We start from the raw sequence: 12,612 nt of genomic DNA, 5'->3' as shown, positions 1-12,612 counted from the left end.
GAGTATGTGCCGCCTGTTCCTCGAACAGCTCCGGCAGCACCCGCCCCGCCCCGGCCGCCGCCACCGAGGCACCCGTACCCCAGCCCAGCAGCCGCTTCCGCTCGTCGTGGCCGAGGAGGTCGATCCGGCTCAAGGCCTGGTCGGGACGGTCCGCGACGGCGTCCAGAACACGCAGCAGGCGGTCGACGATCGCCTGGGCCGTGTGGCGCTCGAAGAGGTCGGTGGCGTACTCGAGGCTGCCCCGGATGCCGTTCGGCTCCCCGCCCTCGGTGGCGTGCGTCTCCGCGAGCGCGAAGGCCAGGTCGAACTTGGCCGTGTCGGTGGCCACTTCCAGCGGTTCGGCGGCCACTCCCGGCAGGGACAGTTCGGTCGCCCGAAGGTTCTGGAAGGTGAGCATCACCTGGAACAGCGGGTGCCGGGCCAGGGACCGGACCGGGTTGACCGCCTCCACCACCCGTTCGAACGGCACCTCCTGATGGGCGTACGCGGCTCCGTCCGTCTCCCGCACCCGTTCCAGGAGGGTCAGGAAGTCCGGGTCCCCGCTGGTGTCGGTGCGCAGCACCAGCGTGTTGACGAAGGGGCCGACCAGGTCGTGCACGGCCACCTCGTCGCGGCCTGCGAACGCCGTGCCCAGGGGGATGTCCGTCCCGGCACCGAGTCGTGTCAGCAGGGCCGCGAGGGCGGCCTGGACCACCATGAACACGCTGGCGTCCCGGGAGCGGGCCAGCCCGGCCAGCCTCCGGTGCAGTGCGGCCGGAACGGCGATGTCCACGGTCGAGCCCTGGTGTCCGGCCACTGGCGGCCGCGGCCGGTCCGTCGGCAGCGGGAGTTCCTCGGGCAGCTCCGCGAGCGTCTCCCTCCAGAACGCGAGCTGCCGGGAGAGCACACTGTCATCCCGGTCCTCCGCACCCAGCACCTGGCGTTGCCAGAGCCCGAAGTCCGCGTACTGCAGCGGCAGATCGTCGCTCCAGCGGGGTTCCGAACCGGCCGTCCGGGCCCGGTAGGCGGTGGCCAGGTCGGTGAAGAGCGGCTCCAGCGACCAGCCGTCGGCCGCGATGTGGTGGACCACCACAAGCAGCACATGCTCGTCGTCGCCCTGCGGGAACAGGCTTACGCGCAGGGGCAGTTCGCTGGCCAGGTGGGAGCCACGCCCGGCTTCCTCCGCCAGCGCCGCCGCGAGTGTGTGGTCCGACGCGCTCCCGGCCGCGCCTCCGCCCGAGTCCATTTCGTCGGCCACCGGCCGCACGTCCCGGACAACGGCGTGCAGCGCGGACCGGGCCGCGTCCGGGCCCAGAACCCGCTGCCACGGCCGGCCGTCGTCCCCGTGTGGGTAGACGGTGCGCAGCACCTCGTGCCGGGCCACGACGTCCCCCGCCGCGGCCAGCAGCGTCTCCCGGTCCAGCGGGCCGTGGAGCCGAAGGCCGACCACGATGTTGTAGGTCGCCGCCCGATCGCCCTCCAACTCCTCCAGGAACCACAGCCGTTGCTGGGCGTACGACAGCGGCAACCGGCCCGTACGCGGCATCGGGCCCAGCGGTGGGCGCGCCACGTCGTCCCGTTTCGCGCCCTGGATCACCGCCGCCAACCCCTCCACCGTCGGCGTCTGGAACACCGCACGGATGCCCAGGTCGACGCCGGTGCGGGTACGGACCTGTCCCATCAGCCGCATCGCCTGCAGCGAATGCCCGCCCAACTCGAAGAAGCTGTCCGCCACGCCCACCTCGGGCACGCCCAGCACCTCCGCGTACAGCGCGCACAACAGCCGCTCCCAGGGGGAGGCCGGTGGCCGGCCGGTGCCCGGTCCGCCGATGGGGCCGGGCGCGGGCAGCGCCTTGCGGTCCAGCTTCCCGCTCGACGTCAGCGGCAACGCGTCCAAAGCAACCACCGCCGACGGCACCATGTGTTCCGGCAGCCGCTCGCGAAGCCAGGAACGCAGCTCGGCCGGGGCCGGTTCATGGCCGGGCCGGGCGACGGAGTAGCCGACGAGCCGAGGGTCACCCGGCCGGTCCTCGCGGACCGCCACGGCGGCCCGCGCCACCTGTGGATGCGAGGCCAGCACCGCCTCGATCTCTCCCGGCTCGATCCGGAATCCCCGCAGCTTGACCTGGTGGTCGGCCCGGCTGAGGTACTCCAGCCGCCCGTCCTCGTCCCAGCGCACCAGGTCGCCGGTGCGATACATCCGTGACCCGGCCGGACCGTACGGATCGGCCACGAACCGCTCGGCGGTCAGGCCGGGACGGTCGAAATACCCGCGGGCCACACCCGTTCCCGCGATGTGCAGCTCGCCCACCACGCCCGGCGGCAGCAGGCCCAGGTGCCGGTCCAGGACGTACGCGCGCGTGGTGTCCAGCGGCGTCCCGATCCGCGGCGCGCCGTCGTCATCGGCCCGGACGGCGCCCGTGGTGGACCAGACCGTGGTCTCGGTGGGTCCGTACAGGTTCACCACCTCGGCGCCGAGCGCGAGCAGCCGCCGCGCGAGCGGGGAGGGCAGCACCTCGCCACCGCTGAGGACCCGCACCCCCGACAGCGCCCTCGCATGGTCGCCGCCGTCGGACACCTCGCCGAGCACCGCCTGCCACAGGGTGGGCGTGGCCTGCGCCAACGACACCCCGTGGCGGCCCATCAGCCCCAGCAGCGCGGCGGGATCGCGTTTCTGGCCCGCCGAGGCCAGGACGACACGCGCCCCCGCCACGAGCGGCATGAACCACTCCACCGCCACTACGTCGAACGATGGCGTGGAGGCCGCCAGCACCGCATCCGACCCGGTGAGCGGGGTGCGCCGGGCCATGGCCCGCAGGAACCGGCCGAGACCGCCCCGGGACGCCACCACGCCCTTGGGCCTGCCGGTGGAACCCGAGGTGTAGAAGAGGTGCGCGGGGTGGTCCGGCAGCAGGGGACACCCGCGGTCCGCGTCCGCCAGGTTGCCGGTCCCCGCTTGTGCCAGCCGGTCCGCCGTGTCCTCCGCGTCCAGCAGCAGCCGTGGCACCGCGGCCGCCTCCCTGCGCACGGCCTCGGCGATCGCACCGGTCGTCACCAGGAGGGCCGGGCGGCTGTCGGTGAGCATGAACGCCACGCGCCGCACCGGGTAGTCCGGATCGACGGATACGAAGGCGGCGCCCGCCTTGAGGACGGCCAGCGCGGTGATGAGCAGGTCCGGGCCACGGGGCAGGGACAGGGCGACCCGGGTCTCCGGGCCCGCGCCCGCCGCGACGAGCACCCGGGCCAGCCGGTTCGCCCGCTCGTTCAACTCCCCATAGCTGAACCGCTGTTCCTCGAACACCACGGCCACCTCGGCTGGGGTGCGCTCGGCCTGGCGCTCGAACACCTCCGGCAGCAGCACCGTGTCATCGGCTCCGGTCACGCCGGGCGAGACCTTGCCCCACTGCCGCAGCAGGCGCTCCCGCTCGGCCGGGGCCAGCACGTCGAGCTGCGCCACCGTCCGCTGCGGGGCGTCCGCCACGCTCTCCAGCACCCGGACCAGACGCCGCGCGAGCTCCCGTACGGCCGAGTGGCCGAAGGCATCGGGACGGTAGCCCAGCTGGAGCCGCAGGGACTCGCCCGGGATGACGACCAGGGCCAGCGCATAGTGGGTGGCATCCCGGCCGGTGCTGCCCACCACCCGCAGCCCGTCCTCCGGCGCGCCGACCCGCTCGGGCCGCACCGGATAGTTCTCGAAGACCAGCACCGTGTCGAAGAGCTCGCCGACCCCCGCGAGCGACTGCACCTCGATCAGCCCCAGGTGCTGGTGCTCCGACAACGCCGCCTGGCGCGCCTGCACCTCCTCCAGCAAATCCAACAGCCGCTGATCCGGGCCGAGTTGTACACGAACCGGCAACGTGTTGATGCACAGGCCGACCAGCGACTCGACACCGGGTACCTCCGGTGGCCGCACCGCGGCCGTGGCCCCGAACACCACATCGTCGCGGTCGGTCAGCCGGCCCAGCAGCAGACCCCACGCCACCTGCACCAGTGTGTTCAGCGTCAGCCCCGAGGACCGGGCGCGCCCGGTCAGCCGTGCCGTCAGCTCGGCGGGCACATCCAGGCAGAACTCCCGGGGAACCACCGCCGTACGCCCGTACGCCTCCGGGGCCAGCAACGTCGGCTCCGCCACCCCGGCCAGCGCCTCGCGCCACGCCTCGCGGGCGGCGGTGGCGTCCTGCGCGGCGAGCCAGGCGAGGTAGTCGCGGTAGGCCGCCGGGCGGGGCAGCAGACCGTCGTCCCCGGCCTCCCCGTACAGGAAGAACAGCTCCTGCACCAGGACCGGCGTCGACCAGCCGTCCAGCAGGATGTGATGGTGGGTCATGGTCAGACGGCTGCGCCCACCGCCGAGGCGGAACAGCGTGAACCGCATCAGCGGCGGCCGGGTGAAGTCGAACCGCGTGGCGCGGTCCTCCGTCAGCCAGCGCTCGTACTCCCCCTCCTGCTCGGTGGGGGAGAAACCGCTGAGGTCGATCTCCTGCCACGGCGTCGGCGCATGGCGGGGCACGACCTGGACCGGCCTGGACAGGCCGTGGTGGAGAAACCCGGCCCGCAGATGGGGGTGGCGGCGCAGCAGAGTGTCCACCGCCTGCCGGAAGCGCACGCTGTCGACCTCGCCCTCGAGATCGAAGGCGAACTGCACCAGATAGACATCCGGGGCCGCCTCGTCGTACCCGGCGTGGAAGAGCAGCCCCTCCTGCAACGCGGTCAGTGGCAACGTGTCGACGGCACCGGGAAACGCCTGCTCCACCGCGGCCACGTCCTCGGTGGTGAGGGAGAGCAGCGGGGGCGTGGCGGAGGCGGCTCGGGCGTCCGCCGGGGCCGGGCCGCCGGACGGCGAGGCGAGGCGCGCCAGGGCGGCGGGGGTCTGGTGCTGGAAGACCTGACGGGGGGTGAGCACCAGCCCCTCGCGGCGGGCGCGGCTCACCAGCTGCATGGACAGGATGCTGTCCCCGCCCAGTGCGAAGAACCCCTCCTCCACGCTCGGCTCCGGCACGCCCAGCACCTCGGCGAACAGACGGCACAGCACCGCCTCCTGTGGTGTCGCCGCCGCGCGTCCACTGGCCCCTTCGGCGCCCCGGGCGGGCGCGGGCAGCGCCGCGCGATCGAGTTTGCCGCTCGGCGTGAGGGGCAGTGCGTCGAGCCGTATGACTGCGGAGGGCACCATATGGGCCGGTAGCCGCTCCGCCAGATACGACCGCAGCTCCTCCGGGGGCGTATCGCCGTGATCCGGGCTGGTGGTGGTGTAGGCGATGAGGTGTTTGTTGCCTTGGTGGTCGTGGTGGAGGGTGGTGGCGGCGTGGGTGATGTGGGGGTGGGTGGTGAGGGTGGTTTCGATTTCGCCGAGTTCGATGCGGTAGCCGTGGAGTTGGATTTGGTTGTCGGTGCGGTGGTGGTAGTGGAGTTGGTGGGTGGTGGGGTTGTGGTGGGCGAGGTCGCCGGTGCGGTAGAGGCGGGTGCCGGGTGGTCCGTAGGGGTTGGCGATGAAGTGGGTGGCGGTGAGGGTGGGGTTGTTGTGGTTGTTGCGGGCGAGGGTGGGTCCGGTGATGTAGAGCTCGCGGGGGGTGCCTGGTGGGGTGGTTTGGAGGTTGGTGTCGAGGAGGTGGGTGGTGAGGTGGGGGAGGGGTTGGCCGATGGGGCTGGGGGTGTTGTGGGTGTGGGGGGTGGCTGGGTTGAGGGGGTGGTGGGTGATGTGGATGGTGGTTTCGGTGATGCCGTACATGTTGGTGATGGTGGTGTGGGGGTGGTGTTGGTGGAAGGTGGTGGTGCGGGTGGGGTCGAGGGCTTCGCCGCCGAGGATGATGTGGTGGAGGGGGAGGGGTTGGTGGTGTTGTTGGTGGGCGTTGATGAGGTGGTAGAGGGCGGTGGGTGTTTGGCAGAGGGTGGTGATGTGTTCTTGGTGGATGAGGGTGATGAGGTCGTGGGGGGAGCGGGTGGTGTGGTGGTTGGGGATGATGAGGGTGTGGCCGTGGAGGAGGGCGCCGAAGATTTCCCAGACGGAGAAGTCGAAGGCGTAGGAGTGGAATTGGCACCAGGTTTGGTGGGTGGGGTGGGTGAAGTAGTGGCGGGTGGCGGCGAGCAGGTGGATGAGGTTCGCCTGCGGGACGATGACGCCTTTGGGGGTGCCGGTGGAGCCGGAGGTGTAGATGAGGTAGGCGGGGTGACGGGCGTCAGGGGGTGCGGGGCATTCGGCCGTGGTCAGATCGGTGCCGGGGAGAGCCTCGAGGCGGGTGGTGGTGTGGGAATCGTCCAATAGCACCCGAGGCACGGCTTTCGCTTCGGCGGGTGTGGGGAGGGTGCGGGCGACGTCGGTGGTGGTGATCAGGACGGTGGGGTCGCTGTCGCTCAGCAGGTAGGCGAGGCGTTGTTCGGGGTAGTCGGGGTCCAGCGGTACGTAGGCGGCACCCGTTTTGAGGACAGCCAAGATGGCGGTGATGGTCCACGGTGAGCGGGGGAGAGCCAGCGCGATGCGGCGTTCGGGTCCGGCGCCGGCTTCCAGTAGCAGCCGGGCCAGTTGGTTTGCCCGTTGGTTCACCTCTTGGTAGGTCCACCGTTGGTCTTCGTGGACCACAGCCACTTGGTCCGGAGTCCGTACGACCCACTCCTCGAACAACCCCGACAACGACACCTTCGGGTCGGTCACCGTGACACTGGCGTCCCGGCGCGGTACCAGCCGCTTCCGCTCGTCATACGAGAGCACGTCGATCCGATCGACGTTCCGGCCCGGATCGTCGGCGATGGCCTCCAGAACGCGGACCAGCCGCTGCGCCACCGCCCGCATGGCCGGGGCCTCGAACACATCCGGACGGTAGCCGAGGCGCAACCGCAGCCGTTCGCCCGGGACCACGACCACCGCCAACGGGTAGTGCGTGGCGTCCTGACCGGCGGTGGCCGTCAGCCGCAGCCCGGCGCGGGCCGCCTGCGCATGGGCGCCGGCGCCCACGGGGTAGTTCTCGAAGACCACCACCGTGTCGAAGAGCTGCCCCGTTCCGGCGGCGGGCCGCAGCTCCGACAGCCCCAGATGGTGGTGCGCGGAAAGCTCGCCGTGCTGGCGTTGTACGGCCGCCAGCAGCTCCTCCACCGGTCGGCCCACCGGCACCCGGACACGTACCGGCACCGTGTTGATGCACAGCCCGACCAACGACTCGATGCCCGCCACCTCCGCCGGGCGCACCGCCACCGTCGTACCGAACACCACGTCGTCCCGGCCGGTCAGCCGGCCCAGCAGGATGGCCCACGCGGTCTGCACCAGCGTGTTGAGGGTGAGCCCCATCCGCCGGGCACGCTGCGCGAGTTGGGCGGTCCGCTCCACCGACAGATCGACGGCCATCTCGTCGGGCGCCACGGTCGTACGGCCCGGATCGGCCGGTGCCAGCAGGGTGGGCTCCGCCACACCGGCCAGCGCCGTGCGCCAAGCGGCGCGGGCCGCGTCCCGGTCCTGCCGTCGCAGCCAGCCCAAGTACTCCCGGTAGGGCGCGGTGGCGGGCAGGCCCGAGTCGTCCCCGTCCCGCTCGTACAGCGTGAACAGCTCCTGGACGACGAGCGGCACGGACCAGCCGTCCAGCAGGATGTGGTGGCTGGTCATCACCACCCGGTACTGATTCGCGCCCCAATGGACGAGGGCGAAGCGGACCAGTGGCGGCCGGGTGAGGTCGAACCGCGTGGCGCGGTCCTCGGCCAGCCACCGGTCGAACGCGGCGGGGCGCTGCTCTTCGGGAAGGTCGCTGAGATCCAGCTCGTGCCAGACGGAGGGGACAGCGGGCGCCACCACCTGCACGGGTTGGGACAGTCCGTGGTGATGGAAGGACGCGGCCAGGTTCGGATGGCGGCGCAGCAGGGCATCCGCCGCCCGCCGGAAGCGTGGGCCGCTGACCTCCCCTTCGAGGTGGAAGGTGAACTGCACCAGATAGACGTCCGGGGCCGCCTCGTCGTACACCGCGTGGAACAGCAGTCCGCTCTGGAGTGGTGTCAGCGGCAGCAGCTCTGTGGTGTCCGCGATGTCCGCGGCGTCGGCGGTGTCCGCGGTGTCCGCGGCGTGCGTGGCGTGTGTGGCTTTCGCCGACAGGCCGGTGGACTCCGCCGACAGGCTCTCGTATTCGGGTGGGGTGAGGGTCACCAAAGGCCCCGCGTCCCCGGAGGTGCGCTCCTGCGACGGGGTCGCCGGGCCGTCCCCGGAGTGGGCGACGGAAGCGAGCCCTTCCGGCGTCCGGTGCTGGAATACCTGCCCCGGTGTGAGGACGAGTCCCTCCGAGTGGGCGCGGCTGACCAGCCGCATGGCGAGGACGCTGTCGCCACCCAGGTTGAAGAAGCTCGTGTCCGCGCCTACATCGGGGATGCCGAGCACCTCGCCGAAGAGGGCACACAGCCGTGCCTCCAGGGGCGTGGCAGCCGGCCGTCCCGAAGCGAGCGCGGAGAAGTCGGGTGCGGGGAGGGCCGCGCGGTCGAGCTTGCCGTTCGCCGTGAGCGGCATCCGGTCGAGCGCGATGACCGCCGAGGGCACCATATGGGCGGGCAGCCGCTCGCTGAGATACGACCGGAGCGAGGCGACCACCGCACCGGTCCCGTGGGCCAGCCCGGGCTCGTTGGCGTAGGCGGAGGCAGGACGGCGGGGGGTGGTGGAGGGCGGTGCGGCGATGTCGAGGGTGGGGACGCCGACAGTGGGCCCGTCGGGGGTGGCGGTGTCGCGGATGGTCTCATCAGGGGTCGCCATACGCCGGTCGGCGCTGAGGTCGATGAACACACCGTCCAGACGTGCTTCATCGGCCGCCCAGCGCAGCGCCAGGTCGTAGCCGCGAGCCTCGGCGAGCCGGTGGAGCGCTTCCGGGTCCGGCTCGGTGTCCGGCGCTGCATCCAGCTCCGTGTCCGGCTCCGTGTCCGGCTCGGTGTCCGAGCCGTCGTGCCCGGCCGTCGGGGCCGCTGCCGTGAGGTGGTGCCGGGCGTCGTCCGGGTCGGCACCGGTGTCGATCCGGTGCAGGGCGGTGAGCTCGCCGGTCAGCCGGGTGTTGGGGATGCCGGTCACCCGAAGCGCTCGTGGGCGGCGGTCTCCCGCCAGCGCGTCGCGCAGGCCGTCCACTGTACGGATGTCCTCGCCCCACCGGAGGTGTGGCGCGTGGTCGGTGGCGAGGGGTGTGACGGGACCCTTGGTGAGGATGACGTCGTAGCGGTGCCGGGTGAGTTCGTTGCGCGCCGAGCCGCGCTTGACGCGGACGTCGACGGCGCCGATGGCGGGCACGGCGGACGTGAGGGTGGTGAAGTACTCCGGGTCCACCAGGAGTTCCCGCTCCAGGCGAGTGGCGTTGTCCACGGTGGCGCGCAGGCTCTCTGGCGTGGTCCCCGCGGGCGCCTGGGTGAGGGCGACCGCGGTGGCGAAGCAGCGCAGCAGGCGAAGGTTGCGTACGTCCCCGATGAACAGCTTCCCACCGGGCTTGAGGACCGCCATGGCATGGGTGATGACATCGGTCAGATAGTCGACGTTCGGGAAGTACTGGACGACGGAATTGATGACGACGGTGTCGAAGTGGCCCTCGGGCAGCTTGCTGAAGTCATGGGCGGGCCGGCACTCGAGCGTCGTCCGGCCGTCGCCTGCGCCCAGCGCGGGATCCTGCGCCACACGCTGATCCAGGGCGGCGATGGCGGAGGCCGAGACGTCGGTGCCCCAGTAGCTCGCACAGTCCGGAGCCAGACGTGACAGGAGCAGACCGGTGCCAACCCCGATCTCCAGGACATCGCGCGGGCCGAGCGCGCTGATGCGGTCCACGGTCGTGGCCAGCCACTCCCGCATCTCCGGCAGGGGGATGGGCCGCTGGTCGTAGCTGCTGTCCCAACCGACGAAGTCCTCGCTCAGCGAAGTGGCGGCCCGGTCCCCGTAGAGGGAGTCATAGACCGCGCGCCACTCCTCGACCTGCTGCTCCACCACGTCCGCCGCCCGGTGAACGCTCCGGCTGGTGGTGGTGTAGGCGATGAGGTGTTTGTTGCCTTGGTGGTCGTGGTGGAGGGTGGTGGCGGCGTGGGTGATGTGGGGGTGGGTGGTGAGGGTGGTTTCGATTTCGCCGAGTTCGATGCGGTAGCCGTGGAGTTGGATTTGGTTGTCGGTGCGGTGGTGGTAGTGGAGTTGGTGGGTGGTGGGGTTGTGGTGGGCGAGGTCGCCGGTGCGGTAGAGGCGGGTGCCGGGTGGTCCGTAGGGGTTGGCGATGAAGTGGGTGGCGGTGAGGGTGGGGTTGTTGTGGTAGTTGCGGGCGAGGGTGGGTCCGGTGATGTAGAGCTCGCCGGGGGTTCCGGGTGGGGTGGGTTGGAGGTTGGTGTCGAGGAGGTGGGTGGTGAGGTGGGGGAGGGGTTGGCCGATGGGGCTGGGGGTGTTGGGGGTGTGGGGGGTGGCTGGGTTGAGGGGGTGGTGGGTGATGTGGATGGTGGTTTCGGTGATGCCGTACATGTTGGTGATGGTGGTGTGGGGGTGGTGTTGGTGGAAGGTGGTGGTGCGGGTGGGGTCGAGGGCTTCGCCGCCGAGGATGATGTGGTGGAGGGGGAGGGGTTGGTGGTGTTGTTGGTGGGCGTTGATGAGGTGGTAGAGGGCGGTGGGTGTTTGGCAGAGGGTGGTGATGTGTTCTTGGTGGATGAGGGTGATGAGGTCGTGGGGGGAGCGGGTGGTGTGGTGGTTGGGGATGATGAGGGTGTGGCCGTGGAGGAGGGCGCCGAAGATTTCCCAGACGGAGAAGTCGAAGGCGTAGGAGTGGAATTGGCACCAGGTTTGGTGGGTGGGGTCGGTGAAGTAGTGCCGGGTGGCGGTGAAGAGGTGGATGAGGTTGGTCTGGGGGATGGTGACGCCTTTGGGGGTGCCGGTGGAGCCGGAGGTGTAGATGAGGTAAGCCGGGTGACGGGCGTCGGGGGGTCTGGGTTGTTCGGTGGGGGTGAGATTGGTGGCGGGCAGGGCTTGCAGGCGGGCGGTGGTGTCAGGGTGGTCCAGGAGCACACGGGGTGTGGTCTGGTTGGGTGTGGGGAGTGTGGTGGCGATGTCGGTGGTGGTGATCAGCGCGGTGGGGTCGCTGTCGTGTAGCAGGTAGGCCAGGCGTTCTTGGGGGTAGTCGGGGTCCAGGGGTACGTAGGCCGCGCCGGATTTGAGTACGGCGAGGATCGCGGTGATGGTCTGTGCGGAGCGGCGCAGTGCCAGGGCGATACGGCGTTCGGGTCCGGCACCGGCTTGCATCAGGAGTCGGGCCAGCTGGTTGGCCCGTTCGTTGACCTCGCGGTAGGTCCACCGCTGGTCTTCGCACACCACGGCCACTTGGTCTGGAGTCCGTACGACCCACTCCTCGAACAACCCCGACAACGACACCCTGTCCGGATCAGTGCATGCCGCAAGCGCTGTGTTCTCCACCATTCCACCCAGCCAATTCATCGGGGAGTCGCGTCACATAGAGAGACGCGTGAGGGTAGTTATCTGAATCCAGTGGTGATCTGAATCAGTGGTTATTTGAATCCAGCCCGGTTTTGAGTGTCCTTGCCCGCTAGTACCAGCGTCGCCGGACGGCATCTCATGAGCAAGTGAATGGCAGCTTGGTGCAGTGGCGCCCCCGCCGTCTTCGTCGGTCCATCCCGGTATGAGGCGCTGCCATCAACACAGAGAACGCCCAGCTCAGTAGTGCTGCGCCGATGCATGCCGAGAACCGGCGAGGGCACCAAGGTGCCACCTGTCCACATTGCCAGTTATCGCCGAGAAGAATGCCCATTTGAATGTTCCGACGTCTATTCAAGATCGTTGACGGGCTCGCCCGGCTCGGTTACGTTGAATTATTCGGACAGAGTGAATGCCCGCGTGTCCACCGCGCTCCTCGTTGCTCCTTCTTCTCCTTATCCATCTCCGTGCGATTTGCGTAGTGCATCAGTGCGAGCGGTCCGAACAGGGGGATTCCCATGGTCCGATCCCGGATCGAAGAGCTTCTGCCGCTGACCCCGTTGCAGGAAGGGTTGCTGTTCCACGCGGTCTATGACGATGGCGCGCCGGATGTGTACATGGTGCAGCTGGTCTTCGATCTCGACGGTCCGGTGGACGCTCAGCGCCTGCGGTCTGCGGCACAGGCGATCGCGGATCGCCATATGAGCCTGCGTGCGGGATTCATCACGCGCGGAGTGCCCCGGCCCGTACAGGCCATCGCACGGCGTGTGCGGGTGCCGTGGCGGGAGGAAGATCTGCGGGGTCTGGCGGAGGCCGAGGCACTGGATGTCTTCGAGCGTTGGCTGGCGGAGGACCGTGCCGACCGTTTCGATCTGGCTCGGCCGCCGTTGCTGCGGTTCGTGTTGTTCCGTCTCGGCGAGGACCGTTTCCGGTTGGTGATGACGAATCACCACATCCTGCTGGACGGCTGGTCCACTCAACTGCTGATGCGGGAGTTGGTCACCCTCTACCACCAGGATCCCGAGGCTCCCGGATCCACGCTGGCCCCCACTGTGCCCTGGCGTGAGTATCTCGCGTGGTATGGGGCGCGGGATCGGGGTGCGGCGGTTGCGGCGTGGTGTGGGGTGTTGGCTGGGGTGGAGGAGGCGTCGGTGTTGGGGCCGGTGGTTGCTGGTGGTGGTGGGGTGGTGCCGGGTGAGGTGTGGTGTGAGGTTGCGGAGGGTTTGACGGGGCGGTTGGTGGAG

General features: G+C 70.2%; 2 protein-coding genes. One reads left to right on the top strand and one right to left on the bottom strand.

The annotated features are described in order from the left end of the window. The coding region (locus ACFXB5_RS48520) for an amino acid adenylation domain-containing protein (protein WP_385221150.1) at positions 1 to 11,353 on the bottom strand (11,353 nt) is incomplete at its 3' end. 533 nt (positions 11,354 to 11,886) lie between these two features. Between ACFXB5_RS48520 and ACFXB5_RS48515 the strand changes: the two genes are divergently transcribed. Then, a partial coding sequence (locus ACFXB5_RS48515) for a condensation domain-containing protein (protein ID WP_385221147.1) occupies positions 11,887 to 12,612 on the top strand: 726 nt, incomplete at its 3' end.

This window comes from Streptomyces sp. NPDC059455 (genome assembly GCF_042750115.1).
Taxonomy (GTDB): Bacteria; Actinomycetota; Actinomycetes; order Streptomycetales; family Streptomycetaceae; genus Streptomyces; species Streptomyces endocoffeicus.
The sequence above is the reverse complement of the archived record's forward strand: the minus strand, read 5'-3'. Positions and strand labels throughout refer to the sequence as shown.